General features: G+C 59.9%; 15 protein-coding genes. 6 read left to right on the forward strand and 9 right to left on the reverse strand.

Going from position 1 to position 16000, the window contains the following annotated elements; all coding sequences use genetic code 11:
* Positions 1-7: 7 nt before the first annotated feature.
* From gor to rpiA, 3 genes are all read right to left on the reverse strand, one after another.
* Positions 8-1393, reverse strand: a complete 1386-nt coding sequence (gor, locus tag AM571_RS11085) for a glutathione-disulfide reductase (protein ID WP_074061441.1) — start codon at positions 1391-1393, stop codon at positions 8-10.
* Positions 1394-1504: 111 nt separating this feature from the next.
* Complete coding sequence (locus AM571_RS11090; RefSeq protein WP_074061442.1) at positions 1505-2080, reverse strand: DUF2059 domain-containing protein; 576 nt, start codon at positions 2078-2080, stop codon at positions 1505-1507.
* Between the two features lie 17 nt (positions 2081-2097).
* Positions 2098-2796, reverse strand: a complete 699-nt coding sequence (rpiA, locus tag AM571_RS11095; RefSeq protein ID WP_074061443.1) for a ribose-5-phosphate isomerase RpiA — start codon at positions 2794-2796, stop codon at positions 2098-2100.
* Positions 2797-2938: 142 nt separating this feature from the next.
* Here rpiA and AM571_RS11100 point away from each other — a divergent pair, with 142 nt between their 5' ends.
* On the forward strand, positions 2939-3697 hold the full coding sequence (locus AM571_RS11100; RefSeq protein ID WP_074063186.1) for an HAD family hydrolase: 759 nt from the start codon (positions 2939-2941) through the stop codon (positions 3695-3697).
* 104 nt (positions 3698-3801) lie between these two features.
* Here AM571_RS11100 and AM571_RS11105 read toward each other — a convergent pair whose 3' ends face one another.
* On the reverse strand, positions 3802-5664 hold the full coding sequence (locus tag AM571_RS11105) for a L,D-transpeptidase family protein (protein ID WP_074061444.1): 1863 nt from the start codon (positions 5662-5664) through the stop codon (positions 3802-3804).
* Positions 5665-6071: 407 nt separating this feature from the next.
* On the opposite strand from AM571_RS11105, the gene fumC reads away from it, so the two are divergent.
* Complete coding sequence (fumC, locus tag AM571_RS11110) at positions 6072-7463, forward strand: class II fumarate hydratase (protein WP_074063187.1); 1392 nt, start codon at positions 6072-6074, stop codon at positions 7461-7463.
* A gap of 363 nt (positions 7464-7826) precedes the next feature.
* On the forward strand, positions 7827-9434 hold the full coding sequence (locus AM571_RS11115; protein WP_074061445.1) for a fumarate hydratase: 1608 nt from the start codon (positions 7827-7829) through the stop codon (positions 9432-9434).
* A 6-nt stretch (positions 9435-9440) separates the two neighbouring features.
* Here AM571_RS11115 and AM571_RS11120 read toward each other — a convergent pair whose 3' ends face one another.
* Positions 9441-9662 (reverse strand): hypothetical protein, encoded by a 222-nt coding sequence (locus AM571_RS11120; RefSeq protein WP_074063188.1) that lies wholly within the window; start codon positions 9660-9662, stop codon positions 9441-9443.
* A gap of 333 nt (positions 9663-9995) precedes the next feature.
* Between AM571_RS11120 and AM571_RS11125 the strand changes: the two genes are divergently transcribed.
* Complete coding sequence (locus tag AM571_RS11125; RefSeq protein ID WP_074061446.1) at positions 9996-11063, forward strand: GGDEF domain-containing protein; 1068 nt, start codon at positions 9996-9998, stop codon at positions 11061-11063.
* Positions 11064-11087: 24 nt separating this feature from the next.
* Here AM571_RS11125 and AM571_RS11130 read toward each other — a convergent pair whose 3' ends face one another.
* Both AM571_RS11130 and AM571_RS11135 read right to left on the reverse strand, forming a co-directional pair.
* Entirely contained in the window at positions 11088-11699 is a 612-nt protein-coding gene (locus AM571_RS11130; protein ID WP_074061447.1) for a pyridoxamine 5'-phosphate oxidase family protein, read from the reverse strand.
* Between the two features lie 50 nt (positions 11700-11749).
* Positions 11750-12703 carry an alpha/beta hydrolase gene (locus AM571_RS11135; RefSeq protein WP_074061448.1) on the reverse strand — a complete coding sequence of 318 codons (954 nt, stop codon included), beginning with the start codon at positions 12701-12703 and terminating at the stop codon, positions 11750-11752.
* A 45-nt stretch (positions 12704-12748) separates the two neighbouring features.
* Between AM571_RS11135 and AM571_RS11140 the strand changes: the two genes are divergently transcribed.
* A complete protein-coding gene (locus AM571_RS11140; protein ID WP_074061449.1) occupies positions 12749-13216 on the forward strand; it encodes a MarR family winged helix-turn-helix transcriptional regulator in 468 nt (155 codons plus the stop codon).
* Between the two features lie 2 nt (positions 13217-13218).
* Here AM571_RS11140 and AM571_RS11145 read toward each other — a convergent pair whose 3' ends face one another.
* Together AM571_RS11145 and AM571_RS11150 are read right to left on the reverse strand one after the other, a co-directional pair.
* A complete protein-coding gene (locus AM571_RS11145) occupies positions 13219-14409 on the reverse strand; it encodes a low temperature requirement protein A (RefSeq protein WP_074061450.1) in 1191 nt (396 codons plus the stop codon).
* Positions 14410-14438: 29 nt separating this feature from the next.
* The gene (locus AM571_RS11150; RefSeq protein WP_074061451.1) at positions 14439-14813 is read right to left on the reverse strand and encodes a gamma-butyrobetaine hydroxylase-like domain-containing protein; all 375 of its coding nucleotides are present in this window, start codon (positions 14811-14813) and stop codon (positions 14439-14441) included.
* A gap of 114 nt (positions 14814-14927) precedes the next feature.
* On the opposite strand from AM571_RS11150, the gene moaA reads away from it, so the two are divergent.
* The gene (moaA, locus tag AM571_RS11155) at positions 14928-15992 is read left to right on the forward strand and encodes a GTP 3',8-cyclase MoaA (protein WP_420493347.1); all 1065 of its coding nucleotides are present in this window, start codon (positions 14928-14930) and stop codon (positions 15990-15992) included.
* The last annotated feature ends 8 nt before the right edge of the window (positions 15993-16000 follow it).

Here is a 16000-nt window from a genome sequence, read left to right on the forward strand (position 1 = left end):
GCGAACCTCAAACCCGCTCACCACGGCGAATTCGATAGCTCGGCACATACATCGTCACGAGCTCTTCCGCCGCCGTGGGGTGCAGTGCCATCGTTCGGTCGAAATCCTCCTTGGTGCATCCGGCCTTCAGCGTAATCCCGAGAATCTGCGCCATCTCGCCAGCGTCGTGCCCGAGGATATGGGCGCCGACGACTTTGCGGCTTTCTGTATCGACGATCAGCTTCATCAGCATCTTTTCGGACCGGCCAGAAAGCGTCGCCTTGAGCGGCCGGAACTGCGCCCGGTAGACCTCGAGCTCCCTGTAGCGTTTCGCCGCCTCCTCTTCCGAAAGGCCGACCGTGCCGATCTCGGGCTGGGAGAAGACAGCTGTCGCGATCGTTTCGTGATCCGGCTTCGTCGGATTGTTCTTGTATTCCGTCTCGATGAAGCACATCGCCTCGTGGATCGCGACTGGCGTGAGTTGCACCCTGTCGGTGACATCGCCGAGCGCGTAGATGTTGTCGGCGCTCGTGCGCGAATATTCGTCGACGACGATCGCGCCGCGCTCGTTCGTTTTCACACCTGCCGCCTCAAGCCCAAGGCCTTCGGTATTCGGATCGCGTCCAAGCGCAAGCAGCACGGCGCCGGCATTCAGCGTGCCATTATTCAAGGTCTCGACAGCAAGCCCTTGTTCGCTCTTCGACACCATTTCCAAGGTGTCACGGCACAGGATGCGGATTCCCTTGGCAACCATGGCTTCATGCAGGCCGCGGCGCAGATCCTGGTCGAAGCGCGAGAGGATTTCCGCCCCGCGGTAGACGAGCGTCGTCTCGACGCCCAGTCCATGGAAGATATTGGCAAATTCCACGGCAATATATCCGCCCCCCGCAATCACGATCGCCTTCGGCAGATCTTCGAGATGGAATGCTTCATTGGAGGAAATGCAAAGCTCGTGCCCTGGCAGGGCGGCATGCGGGTTCGGCCGGCCACCGGTGGCAATGACGATGGTCTTGGCGGTCACGGTCATGCCGGTCTTCACCAGCCGGATCGTATGCGCATCGACTAGCTCGGCGCGCGTTTCGAGGATTTCCGCATTCGCGCCGGAAAGCCCCTTCTTGTAGAGCCCCTCCAGCCGCGCGATTTCGGCGTCCTTGGCAGCGATCAGCTTCTTCCAGTCGAAATGGCTTTCCCCGACCGTCCAGCCGAAGCCGGCGGCATCCTCGAAATGCTCCCGATATTGCGATGCATAGACGAACAGCTTCTTGGGAACGCAGCCGCGGATGACGCAGGTGCCGCCGTAGCGGTATTCCTCCGCGATCGCGACCTTCTTGCCGAGCGACGCGGCAACACGCGCGCTTCTCACGCCCCCCGAACCGCCGCCAATGACGAAGAGGTCGTAATCATAGGAAGACATGGAAGGGTGCTCCGTGAGGAATAGGCGGGAATGGTTCGATGGATATAGTATCCATGCCTGCAAAAACAAAAGCCCGGACGATGCCGGGCTCTTGCGATCACATCAGCCGAGTTAGGGCTTTGCAGCCGGAGCAGGCGCAGCTGCCGGCTTGTCGCCAGCTGGCGGAGTCTCCGGCACAGGCTCTACCTTGATGATCTTGCTGAGTTCCGTATTGGCATTCTTCTGGAGATCGCGGGCAATGCCCTGCGCCCAGATATCGGCTGCCCTGTTCGTCTCGCGCGAAGCGATGGGACCGTCCTTCAGAAGCTTCTTGCCGACCGGCGAGTTGTAGAAGTCTGCGATGGCCTTCAGCTCTTCAACCGTGAATGCCTTCGCATAGTTCGTTGCGGCTTCCTTCTCGAGATCGGAGCGGCGCGGTGCGAGCGCCAGAGCCTGCGCGTCGACCGTGGCGCTGATTACGTCTTCGTAGTTCGGCGAATCCTGAATGAGGCCGGCCTTCAGGCGTTCGGCGAGGCCGGGCAGGATATTGTCGAACTGCGCCGTTGCGCCGATGGCGGCAACGGCTGCACGCGCGGCCTTCAACTGCTCGTCGGAAATTTCCTGCGCCTGCGCAGCTGAGCCGAAAGCGATGCCGGACAGAATAACCGTCGCGGCGGCAAAACGGCCAAGACCTGCAAATTTCTTCATGAGTTTCTATGCTCCTGTTATCTGTTCGCCTGCAGCGTGCGCGCACCCGCTGGACCCGCGATGATCGCAAGTGACGCCATATTGAGAAAAAGCCCGTGCTCAACGACCCCGGGTATCGAATTCAGCTCGCTCGAAAGCGCGTCTGCATCAGGAATGCGGCCAAAAGATGCGTCGATGATGTAGTGGCCGCCGTCCGTGGTAAATTCTCCGTCACCGGATTGGCGAAGTGTCAGGCTGCCGGTCAGGCCGAGCCTGGCAGCCTTCCTTTCGATCGCGATGCGTGTGGAAACCAGACCGAAGGGATTGACTTCGATCGGCAGCGGAAACCTGCCGAGCGTCTCGACCAGCTTGGTCTCGTCGGCAATCACGATCACGCGGTCCGAAGCCGCCGCGACAATCTTTTCGCGCAGCAACGCCCCGCCGCCGCCCTTGACCAGGCGCAGGCTGGCATCGATTTCGTCGGCGCCGTCGACGGTCAGGTCGAGTTCCGGGAGTTCGTCGAGAGACTTCAGCGGCACGCCGAGCTCGACGCAAAGCCGCGCCGTGCGCTCCGACGTCGGAACGCCCTCGACCCTGAAGCCACCGGCAACCTTCTCCGCTAGCAGGCGAACGAACTCCTCTGCCGTACTGCCCGTCCCGATTCCGAGCCGCATTCCATTTTCGACGTGGGTAAGAGCCGCCTCGGCGGCCTTGATCTTCATTTCGCGGGCGTCCATGCGCCGCCTACTCCGGTTGTTTCGTTGGATGTGCTGTTTACACGGCTCGTATGGCAAACGAAAGCCAAAATAATAACGGAAAACCGAAATGCAAAAGCATCGCTGCGGCGTTACGGCCCATAGTCTTGGCGTTGCTTTTTCAATGCCCATCACCTACTGCGGGAATACCGGATTTCATGAAGAGGCGATTTCCTTGACCCCTGCTCTTGTCGTATTCGATCTCGACGGCACGCTGCTCGATACACATGCCGATCTCGTCGAGAGCCTGAATTTCACGATCGCCGCGCTCGATCTCGCGCCAGTAACTTATGCCGATCTGACCCATCTTGTGGGCCACGGCGCCAAGGTGATGATCGAGCGCGCCTGCGCGCTGCGCGGCCACCCGCTTTCGGAGACCGAGCTGCCGCCGCTGCTGGAACGCTTCATCACCCATTACACCGATGCGATGCCCGGCCATACACAGCCATATCCCGGCTTGATGGCCGCCATGGATACCCTAAAAATCAAGGGGTACAAGCTCGCCGTCTGCACCAACAAGCTGGAATCGCTGACGCTGACGCTTCTGCGAAAACTCCACCTCACCGGTTATTTCGACGCCATCACCGGCGGCGACACCTTTTCGGTCCGCAAACCAGATGCGCAACACCTGACCGGCACGATCGAACGCGCCGGCGGCACACTGGCACGCACCATCATGATCGGCGACAGCCTCAACGACATCGCCGTCGCCAGAAACGCCAACGTCCCATCGATCGCCGTCCCCTTCGGCTATTCCGACGTGCCGGTCGAAACGCTGCGTCCGGACCGGATCATCCTGCATTATGACGAACTGACGCCTGAACTCGTCGAAACCGTCATCGGCGATTTTGCGCGGTCGAACGCGGTGGTTGCTTCTCGCTGAAATTCGCGATCAAGCGCGCGGCAAACTCATTTGGAATGCGACTCGATATTTGCCGAACGGCGGCGACCCCGAAGACCGCCGCCTACATTCCGGATCGGAAACACTCAGATCTGAGCGTCCCGCGCCTTCGTCGTCGCCTCGAACGCCTTCTCGACATAGGCATCGCGCCCATAGACATCGTCGAAATATTCCACGACGCCGTCCTTGTTCGGCCATGCAGTGAAGTAGGACACGTAGACCGGCACTCTCTGCGGGACCGAGACCGCCTTGTTCTGACCGGCGGCGATCTGCCTTGCCACATCGGCGACGCTCGTGTTGAGCACAGCCGCCGCCATCGCGCGCGGATCGGCAAGGCGCACGCAGCCATGGCTCAGTGCACGCATGTCGCGCTTGAAGAAGCTCTTCGACGGCGTGTCGTGCATGTAGATCGCATGGCTGTTCGGGAACAGTATCTTCAACTCGCCCAGCGCATTGTCGCCGCTCGGGGGTTGGCGCACGGAAACATTGGAGGTCGAGCCGTACCAATCGACGCTGGAGGACGGAACCGCATGGCCATTGATCGCCACTTCATACCCGAGGCGGTCGAGATAATTCGGATCGGCGCGCAGTTTCGGTAGCATCTCGTTGATGATGATCGACTGCGGAACGCCCCAGAACGGATTGAACTCGACGGTTTCGATCTCGTCCTGGAAGAAATAGGTCTGGTTGGACTTCTGACCGACCACGACGCGCATCGACAACTGTTCCTTGTTGTCGTTGTGGTAGTAGACCATAAAGGCTGGCTGGTTGATGAACACGTAGCGCGAACCGAGGTCTTCCGGCAGCCAGCGTGCCTGCTCCATCGCGACGGTAAGCTTCTCGATCTTCGAAGCATTGCTGTCGCCACCGGTCATGATACGCACGGTCGCCTGGCCGATTACGCCGTCCGGCTTCAGATTGTGCTCCTTCTGGAAACCCTCGACCAGTGAAACCAGCTCGGGCGAGTAGACGAAGCCACCGCTATAGGCATCCAGCGTTGCCGCATGCTGCGCCTTAAGCGCTTCCGAGCCGTGCCTGCCAATGGCCTTGACTATATTGGCGACCTCCGGCGAGCTGTCGCCCGGGCGCAGCAGCCGATCGAGCGATATCGTGATCGGCTCGTCGCCAGCCGTCTCGGCCTTGAGCTTGGCGAGTTCTTCCTTGAGTGCTGCAAATTGCGGTCCGTCCGGCGTGCGGCTGGTAAGATAGGCGCCGATATCCGGGCTCATACGTGCAAGCTTGAGAACCGGAGCGAGGTTGACCTGCTTGCGCCTGAAATCGTGGTATCCCGAAATCTTGTTCGGATCGATGCGTCCACGAACCGTATCCTGGACATAGGCGAGGACCTTCGAGGAAAGCTGCAGCTCGAACTGCGTAAGCGCGCGGTCGCGGGCAGCCGGATCCGGATTGACCGGGTCGACGGCCGGCACTTCGACAGTATAGTCGGCCGGATCGAGGCCGACAGAACCTACACCGGAAAGAAAACTCATCGCCGCCTTGGCACGATCGTTGATCTCTGCGCCGGTCAGCCAGACAAAGGGGTTCTTGGGACTGCCGTAATAGGTTTCGAGAGCCTTTGCGACATTTACGTCGGCGCGAACCTTGGCTTCGGCGAGGAACCGGCGCTCGACGACCACCGGCGCGATGGCCGCCTCACCGGACGCCGACGCAATCGCGCCCGTCACCGTCGGCTCGGCAAAGCTGGTAATATTGACGAAGCGCATCGCGTCCGGCTTATAGGTATAGTAGCGGGGACCGCTGACCTTCGGTAGCGGCATTGCCGGCATCTCGCCGAACGCGCCTGGATTGGCAGGGTTGATGATCGGAGTCCGCTCGCGGTGGCCGCGGATCATGTCCATCAGCGTATAAGCATGCGCCGGCGCGGCCATCGCCGCAAATCCACAGGAAAGTGCCAGTGCGGAGACCGCACCCTTGAAAAACGATGTCATGCTTTTTCCAGTCCCAGTATCACGCTGTCCTTGGCCGAGGCCAAGCCCATTTATAAATTCAAACCGTCTGGCTTTCCCGGTCCATTGTCAGAAACCTGCTCCGAGCGCCAGAAGCACCGGCACAACTTGTGTGACGCCGTCAAAGCGTGCCGCCGGCAAACAGTTCACACAAAATTATGAAATTATTAGTTAATTTTTTACCGAATTTCGCGCGATTGCCATAGTGGTCAAACGCGCCCTCTGGGCATAAAGTTTCAAGCGTGTCCTAAAAACAACGATGAATACTATAAAACATGAATAACGCTTTCATATTTCGTCTTCGGCCTGGTTTTCTTGAGATCCGTTCGGACCTATAAGACCGACCTGAAACGAACGCGCTTCGGCGCATGCGACAGGAAGGCATTGCTATGACCTCGAACCGTACCGAAACAGATACCTTTGGCTCGATCGACGTGGCAGGCGACCGATATTGGGGCGCCCAGGCGCAGCGCTCGCTCGGCAATTTCAAGATCGGTTGGGAAAAACAGCCGCTGTCGATCGTGCGAGCCCTCGGCATCGTCAAGCAGGCAGCCGCCAGGGTGAATATGGAACTCGGCCAGCTCGATCCAGCAATCGGCAAGGCGATTGTCGATGCCGCTCAAGAAGTCATTGACGGAAAGCTCAACGACCATTTCCCGCTCGTCGTGTGGCAGACAGGTTCGGGGACGCAGTCGAACATGAACGCCAACGAGGTGATCTCCAATCGGGCGATTGAAATGCTCGGCGGCGTCATGGGGTCCAAGAGGCCGGTGCATCCGAATGACCACGTCAATATGAGCCAGTCTTCGAACGATACTTATCCGACGGCCATGCACATCGCCTGCGCCGAGCAGATCGCCCACCACCTGCTACCGGCCCTGAAGCACCTGCATGCCGCCCTCGACATGAAGGTCGTCGAATTCAATCACATCATCAAGATCGGCCGCACGCATACCCAAGACGCAACGCCGCTGACGCTCGGGCAGGAATTCTCCGGCTATGCGGCACAGGTCGGCTCCGCTATCAAGCGTCTGGAGATGACGCTTCCGGGCCTTTGCGAACTGGCGCAAGGCGGCACCGCCGTCGGCACCGGGCTGAACGCACCGGCCGGCTTTGCGGAAAAGGTGGCCGAGGAGATCGCCAAGATTGCCGATATGCCATTTGTCACCGCGCCCAACAAGTTCGAGGCGCTTGCCTCACATGACAGCATGGTATTCAGCCACGGCGCCATCAATGCCGCAGCAGCCGCGCTCTTCAAGATCGCCAATGACATCCGCCTGCTCGGCTCCGGCCCGCGTGCCGGCCTCGGCGAACTGTCGCTGCCGGAAAACGAACCGGGCTCATCGATCATGCCCGGCAAGGTCAACCCGACGCAGTGCGAGGCGCTGACGCAGGTCTGCGCCCACGTCTTCGGCAATCATGCCGCCCTCACCTTCGCAGGCAGCCAGGGTCATTTCGAGCTCAACGTCTATAACCCGATGATGGCCTATAATTTCCTGCAGTCCGTCCAGCTTCTCGGCGATGCGGCGATCTCCTTCACCGACAATTGCGTCGTCGGCATCGAGGCCCGCGAAGACAATATCAAGGCTGGCCTGGAGCGTTCGCTGATGCTCGTCACCGCGCTTGCGCCGACGATCGGCTACGACAACGCCGCCAAGATCGCCAAGACGGCGCACAGGAACGGAACGACGTTGAAGGAAGAAGCACTCGCAAGCGGGCTCGTCACCTCCCAACAGTACGACGAGATTGTCCGCCCCGAGCAGATGATCGGCCCCAAATAGCCGGCGCGATCTCGTCCGCCTACACAAACCCGTCCGGTAAGCGAAAGCGGGAGGGCGATTCGGCACCAAAAACAAGAAAGGCTCGCAGAGGTCAATCAAGCCTTCCGCATTGATCGGCTGCGATCGGCCGGGACTGCCCGCGCGCAGGCTCAGCAGTTCAATACGAAGAACGCCGAAGTCCCCGTTTAGAGCCCGCATCAGCCCGCATCATCACAACTCGTTCGTGAACGTCGAATGATGACGCCGCTCCCTTCGTCGTGCGATGGGGAGCAGCGAGGCCAGGTCAGCGATTGCATTTGCCGTTCGCCCGATTTAGATCGGTTCCAAACTGTGCGATGCCAATTCTCAAGAAAGGTCAATTCGATGGCTGACGATCTCTTCCCGCTCGGCAAGGACACCACCGCTTATCGCAAGATCAGCAGCGACTACGTCTCTGTCGACAGCTTCAGGGGACAGGAGATCCTGACGGTAGAACCAGAGGGCATGCGCCTGCTTGCCGAAACTGCCTTTGCCGACATCAACCATCTGCTGCGGCCCGGCCACTTGAAGCAACTTGCAGCCATCCTGGATGATCCGGAAGCAACCGAAAACGACCGTTTCGTCGCCTACGACCTTTTGAAAAACGCCAATATCGCGGCAAGCGGCATCCTCCCCATGTGCCAGGACACCGGCACTGCGATCATCATGGGCAAGAAGGGCCGCCGGGTGTGGACCGAAGGCGGCGATTACGCAGCGCTCGCAAAGGGCGTGATGGATGCCTATGAGAAGAAGAACCTGCGCTATTCGCAGCTCGCGCCGCTCAAGATGTTCGAAGAGAAGAACACCAAAAACAACCTGCCCGCCCAGATCGACATTTATGAGGAAGGCACGGATTCCTACGATTTTCTCTTCGTCGCCAAGGGCGGCGGTTCGGCAAACAAGACCTTCCTCTATCAGGGAACGCCCTCGCTTCTGACGCATGACCGCATGATCGACTTCCTCAAGGAAAAGATCCTGACGCTGGGGACGGCGGCCTGCCCTCCCTACCATCTGGCGATCGTCATCGGCGGCACCTCGGCCGAAATGAACCTCAAGACCGTCAAGCTCGCCTCGACACATTACCTCGACGGCCTGCCGACGCAAGGTTCCGAGAGCGGCCACGCCTTCCGCGATGTCGAGATGGAAATGGAAATCCACAAGCTGACGCAGCAAATGGGTGTCGGCGCCCAGTTCGGCGGCAAATATTTCTGTCACGACGTGCGCGTCATCCGCCTGCCCCGCCACGGCGCATCGCTGCCGATCGGCCTCGGCGTCTCCTGTTCCGCCGATCGTCAGGCCAAGGGCAGGATCACCCGCGACGGAATTTTCATCGAACAGCTGGAAAACGATCCGTCCAGGTATATGCCGGAGATCGACGAGACGAAGCTGTCGGAATCGACGGTCCGCATCGACCTCCACCAGCCGATGGCCAACATCCTTGCCGAATTGACCAGGCATCCGGTCAAGACCCGCCTTTCGCTGACGGGAACGATCATTGTCGCGCGCGACCTCGCCCATGCAAAAATCCGCGAACGCCTCGAAAAGGGTGAAGGCATGCCGGATTACTTGAAGAACCACCCGGTCTATTATGCCGGTCCGGCAAAGACGCCCGCCGGCTACGCCTCGGGCTCCTTCGGCCCGACCACCGCCGGTCGCATGGACAGCTATGTCGACCAGTTCCAGTCATTCGGCGGCTCGATGGTAATGCTTGCCAAGGGTAACCGTTCGCGCGCGGTGCGCGAAGCCTGCAAGGCGCATGGCGGCTTCTATCTCGGCTCGATCGGCGGTCCGGCCGCCCGCCTGGCGCAGGATTGCATCAAGAAGGTCGACGTCTTGGAATATCCGGAACTCGGCATGGAGGCCGTCTGGAAAATCGAGGTCGTGGATTTCCCGGCCTTCATCGTCATCGACGACAAGGGCAACGACTTCTTTCAGGAGCTCAATCTCGGCTGAGTGCCATCAGTGAACCGCCGCGGTCTTGCGCGGATCGATCTGCTGGGTGCTTGCCAGACCATTCAAAGCCTGAAAATCGGCAGCGCCCAGCGATTCCTCGGCCCTTACGCTGGCGAGGATATCGGTGCGGAACGCGCCGTCGAAGAAGCCGCTGTCGTGCAGCAACAGTGCCGAGCCGGCGACAATGGCAGCCGCAAGAATGACCGGGGACGGTTTCCATAATCTCATGCCTTCTGTTGGACCGCTCCAGGTCCATTGAGAAGGAATGTGCACCTCGCCCATCGTTTACGACAGAGAACGTTTTCGACACCGACTGTCAACAAATCGAAGACGTCCAAAGTCGTCGGAAATGTCCGCGTATTGGGGCGTCACTGGGGCGCAATGCGCGAAAGCGTCAGGAAAATTGAATTTTCGCCTTATTTTGATTGCCTAGTATTTCATCGATGGTGGAGCAGAATACTCATATCTAATCTTTAGTATATGTGCCTTTAATCCTTTCCCAACGAATTTAAGCTAGTCATTAGAAGATTGCCTTCGAAATCTCATTGAGGAGTATGCCGAATGACTGCGGCTGCAGCGCCAAAGGCGCAGGTTCCCGACGTGGCAGGTCAGATCACATATGCCATGCGCTCGATGGGGGTCGCGCCAATCCCGCGCAATTACGAGCTCTTCTATGAGGCCTATATCGGCTCCAATCCCGCCTTGACGCGCGATCTTGCTGCTCTTGGTAGCCAGGCGACGCAGGAAGAACTCGACGCACTCGGCGCGCGGCACTTCACCCATTCGCCCGCCCGTGTCTTCGACGATGCTCACAGGCGCATCGCCGCCGAGCTGGAAGGGCTCCTGCGTGTCCTGCGCCAGGAGCAGACCTCGCTCGAAAGCTACAACAAGCTGCTTGGCGAAACCTACAAGCGCATCAATTCCAAAAGTGCCGCAAGCGTCGAGCTCATCGAAAACGCCATCACAATTCTTTCGGAGGCGACCGGCGATACGATGGCGCATGGCGAAAGGACGGTTGAAAACGTCGCCCAGCGCTCGCAGGAGATGGACCGGGTCCGTAAGGAACTCGATGAATACAAGCGCATAGCCAATACCGACTCGCTGACGCGCCTTTCCAACCGCCGCGCCTTCGACGATCGCCTCGCCGCCGTCTTCGACAATCCCGCACTGAAGCCCATCACCGCGCTGGTACTTGCCGATATCGACAATTTCAAGAAGATCAACGACACCTTCGGCCATCCTGTCGGCGACAAGATCCTCGCGACCGTGGCCTCCGTCATCCGCGCCAATGTACGCCGCGATATCTTCGTCGCCCGCACCGGCGGCGAGGAGTTCGCGTTGGTCGTCGATGGCAATACGCCGGAGGAAGTGATGAGCATGGCCGAGCGCATCCGCCGCACGCTCGAGGCTACCCCTTTCAAGAATTCCCGGACCCGCGTGAATTATGGACCTGTGACCGTCTCCATGGGTGTCTGCATGGCATCGAACGCTGATGATCCGGGCGAGCTTTACTACAAGACCGACATCGCTCTCTACGGAGCAAAGAATGCCGGGCGCAACTGCAGCGTCCTCTACCAGGAAGGCATGCAGAAAGATTTCAGCAAGAGCTGGCTGATCTACAAGTCGTAACGGCCGTCATTGGGTGACGGCTGCCTACCACATCGTCTTTGCCGCACGGCCCGCCCACTCCCGGTCGTAGGTTTCATGATCGAAATCTTCCGCCGCCTCCTTGAGCATCAGGCCCGGGGTCGGCAGCTTCGCCGGATCGGAAAAATTCTCCGGGTTCCAAAGCTGCGCTCTTATGAGAGCGCGGGCGCACTGGAAATAAACCTCGTCGATGGTGATCACAACGACGGTGCGCGGATGCTTACCATCCATCTCGAAGCTCGAGAGCAGTGCCTCATCGTTCGACACCAGCCCGCGGCCGTTGATGCGCATCGTCGTGTTCGAACCCGGCACCAGGAACATGAGTGCAAGGCGCGGATCGCGCACGATATTTGAAAGCGAATCGACGCGGTTGTTGCCGCGCCAGTCGGGCAGATGCAGCGTCTTTTCGTCGATCACCCGCACGACGCCGCCGATGTCGCCTCGCGGCGAGCAGTCGAGCCCTTCCGGCCCGACGGTCGCAAGCGCCATGAAGGGGGAAGCTTCGATCATCTGGCGGTACAGCGGCGTCAGGCCCTTCGTCACCTTGGCAAGGGACGCCTGTGTTAGGCCTCCCGCATAGATTTCAGCGAGTTCCTCGACCGTCCTGATGACTTTCATGATCGTCCTGCCACGTTTCAAAGACCGGCCATTAGCCGCCCGAAATGACGCTACAATGACGCCCGTCTGCCCGGAAGGCCAAAAAGCGGAATGATCCCAACATCATTTTTTATGGGATTGTCGGCAAGGAACCGCTGGATCTCCGCAAGCACCGGCTCGGCGCTGACGATCCGTCGGTGGCCGAAGCCGTTGGCCCAGAAGAGCCGCACGCTCCGGCCCGAGGCAGCGTAGCGCCGCGCATGACTGGCGCTGACTTCCTTGTCGTCTTGCGCGTGGATCACCAGCATCGGGCGCCTCATCGTTGCAGCCGCCTCCCCCGCATCGAAATCCTCCAGTCCCCGGCCGGTCAGCCGATGCACCTCGCCTTCAAGCGCCGTCTGTGCCGCCTTTTTGAGGCCGACCATCCTGCCGAAGTCGGCAAACAGCCATTTCATCTCGCTCGGCGAGCCGATCGTGACGATCTTTCCGGTCGAAAGCGGCTCGATTTCAGGCAGAAGGCCGGCCGCCGAAACCATCAGCGCCGCGCCGCCGAAGGAATGGCCGACTGTCGCGTCGAATGGCCCAAACCGCGCCTGGGCTGCGGCGATCGTCTGTACGGCAAGCCCCATATGCAGGAAGCGTCCGCCTGCCCGTCCGTGGCCTGGAAAATCGACACCGATCACCTCCGCGCCGCTTGCAGCAAGCGCACCGATCAAATCGGTCATGTATTCCATGCTCGATCCCCAGCCGTGCGTCACAAGGCAACGCTGCCGCCTGCCGGCAGCACCGCCGTTGATCCGGTAGGCATGCGCCCGCCGCCCACCTGCAAGGCGAAGCTCGATTCGCTCTGCCGATTGCAGGAAAGCCCGGCCGGCCGCATGCGCCGCCTTCGCCTTTGCGCCCTTTGGCTTTGGAGACGGTGTCAGGCAAAACAGCCTGAATGCCGCCTTACCCGCAAGACGCGGGGAAACCGCCTGCAACAGCGACAATCCGAGGCGGGTGACCTTCAGTGCAAAGTTTGGCATAGTGGGAATCCAATAATGTTCAACACTGAACAATAAAGTACAACGATGAACAAAAATCAATCCCTTCCCTGGGATCATCCGCGTTTTCGCAGCTGGGTCGCCGTCGCCCGCGCCTGCCAGTTGATGCAGCAATCGCTGGGCCGCTCGCTGGCAGGGCTCGATATCAAGACCCCGCATCTCGATATACTGATCAATCTTTATCGCTTCGAAGGCATCTCGCAGCAGGAGCTTGCCCGCAAGCTCCTCGTCGGCCGCTCCAATATGAGCATGCTGCTGCCACAGATGGAAAAACGCGGCCTGATCGAGCGCCGCGGCGACGACAAGGACAAGCGCGTGCTGCGGCTCTACCTGACACCGGAGGGCCGCAGCGTCACCGAGCGCGCCATGGTGATCCAGACCGACCTGATCGAGCAGGTGCTCTCCACCGAGCCGATCGAGCAGTGCATGGCCATGGCAAGCTCGATGGAACGCATCATCGGCCTGCTGCAGCAGGATCTGCGCGAGGCGGATTGACGTCAGTGCAGCATGCGTTCGGCCCGCTGGCCGGCAAGCGATCTGTATTCCCATGCAGCAACGAAGATCAGCACCAGCGTCGCCAGAATGCCCATTACATAGACTTCGAGCACCGGTGCCAGGAACGCCAATAGGACCAGCAGCACAAGCCCTGCCAGGTGCGAAAGCGGCGCCCGCCCGCTCGTTGCGCCCTTGAACCAGAGATTGCCAGCAAGAAAAAGTCCCGAGCCCCCGAGGATTGCAGTCATCACACCGATATCACCGCTGTCGTGCGGATGCGAGAACATGAACTCGACGGCCACCGCATGAACGATGATGCCCGCCAGAATCGGAATATGCGCATAGGTGAAAGCCTGGCGCGCAAGGCGACCCGGCGTTTCGTCGTGCTCGATCCTGTGTGCGGCCCGCTGGTGCCCGAACCGGAAATAGAGCCACCACATCGCCACGGTTCCAACAAAGCCCGTGACGAAAACGACGGTCGTTAGGCCGGAAAAAGGAAGTTCCGAAAAGGTGCGGCCGGAAACGAGGATCGCTTCGCCGAGGCAGATGATGATGAACAGCGCGCAACGCTCCGCCATATGTGCGCCCGAGACATCCCAGTCCGCCGCCGTCGACTTGGACAGCCCCGGCACGAAGAAACCTGAGGCCGGACCCGCATAATCGATGAGGAGCGCGACAATCCATGTAATCAACCGCGCCTCATGGTCTAGAAAACCACCGGCGATCCAGAAAACGCCTGCAACCGAAAGCCATGTGCTGATACGGATGAAGTTGAGATAGTTCGAGCGGCCGGCATCCTTCATCGCATAGAGCGCAAAGAACGACCGTCCGACCTGCATCAGCACGTAGGCAGCGGCAAAAAGCAGTCCCTTGTCGCCGAAACCTTCTGGAATCGAAGCCGAAAGTACCAATCCGAGCAGCATCAGAACAACGAGCATGCCGCGCACCGGCATCTTTTCCGGATCGAGCCAGTTTGTTACCCAGGCGGTGAAGACCCAGACCCACCAGACAGCGAAGGTCATCAGCGCCGCTTCGACTGCGCCGAGCAGCGTATAGTGGGCCGCCAGCGCGTGGGAAAGCTGGGAAATGGAAAAGACGAACACCAAGTCGAAGAAGAGTTCGAGAAAGCTGACCTTGCTGTCGGCCGGACTTTCCTTCGAACGCAGCCAGTTTTTACCAGCGGTTCTCGCCATTTCCCCCCCCCTTTATGGCTGTTTTCGGCTCAGCGCGGCTTTTCCGCGACGTCGCGGCTCATGCCCTTGTCGCCGAGTTCCTTCTCGTATTCCGCAAAGAGCTCCTCGCCACGCTCGCCGAGTTCGCGCAGATAGCTCCAGGTGAAGATGCCCGTGTCGTGCATGTCGTCGAAGCCGATGCGCACGGCATAATTGCCGGTCGGGGTCATCGAGATAATTGCTACGTGGCGCTTGCCGGGAACCGTCAACTTCTGCCCCGGCCCATGGCCCTGTACTTCTGCCGAGGGCGAAAGCACGCGTAGCATTTCGGCCGAAAGATCAAAGCTCTGGCCGTCGTTGAAGGTCACGGTCAGACGCTGACGGTCCTTCGAGACACGCAGTTCAGTCGGCCAGATATCGCTCATCGCTCCCTCCAATTGTCACGAAGCAGTAGGCAATCGAGCATTTCGAGGCAAGCTCAATTTACCGTGCGTCCCCGCCTTTCCCTTGACGGTGCAGCCACATCTGTCCACATTACCATGACGACGGAGGTATTGGTGAACAGCAACGTTGGAACGATAGCAAGCGCATCGCCGCTCGTGGCAGATGCAGCCCCGATGGTCGACCCATTTGGACGGGCGGTCACTTATCTGCGCGTCTCCGTCACCGACCGCTGCGATTTCCGCTGCACCTACTGCATGGCGGAAAACATGACATTCCTGCCGAAGAAGGACCTTCTGACGCTGGAAGAGCTAAACCGGCTCTGTTGCGCCTTCATCGCCAAGGGCGTGCGCAAGATCAGGCTGACCGGCGGCGAGCCGCTGGTACGCAAGAACATCATGTTTCTCGTCCGCGAGCTCGGAAAGCGGATCGGTTCCGGCCTCGAGGAGCTGACGCTGACGACCAACGGCTCCCAGCTCGCCCGCCATGCGCAGGAGCTCTTCGACTGCGGCGTGCGCCGCATCAACGTCTCGCTCGATACCCTCGACCCCGTCAAATTCCGAAAGATCACCCGCTGGGGTGATTTCGCCAAGGTCATGGAAGGCATCGACGCGGCGCAGAAGGCAGGCTTGAAGATCAAGCTCAATGCGGTCGCACTCAAGGACTTCAACCAGGCCGAGATACCGGACATGCTACGTTTCGCGCATGGCCGCGGCATGGACCTCACCGTCATCGAAACCATGCCGATGGGCGAGATCGACGAGGACAGAACTGACCAGTATCTGCCGCTCTGCGAGCTTCGCGCCGAACTCGAACGTCAGTTCACGCTAACCGATATCGGCTATAAGACCGGCGGTCCGGCACGCTATGTCGAAGTCACTGAGACCGGCGGCCGTCTCGGCTTCATAACGCCGATGACGCATAATTTCTGCGAAAGTTGCAACCGCGTCCGCCTCACCTGCACCGGCACGCTCTACATGTGCCTCGGCCAGAACGATGCCGCCGACCTCCGCTCTGCACTGCGCGCGACGGAAGACGACGGCCTGGTCTATGCCGCGATCGACGAGGCCATCACCCGCAAGCCGAAAGGCCACGACTTCATCATTGATCGCACCCATAATCGCCCGGCGGTCTCCCGCCACATGAGTGTCACCGGGGGGTGACGGGCTTC

It is taken from the genome of Rhizobium etli 8C-3 (assembly GCF_001908375.1).
In the GTDB taxonomy this organism is placed as follows: domain Bacteria; phylum Pseudomonadota; class Alphaproteobacteria; order Rhizobiales; family Rhizobiaceae; genus Rhizobium; species Rhizobium etli_B.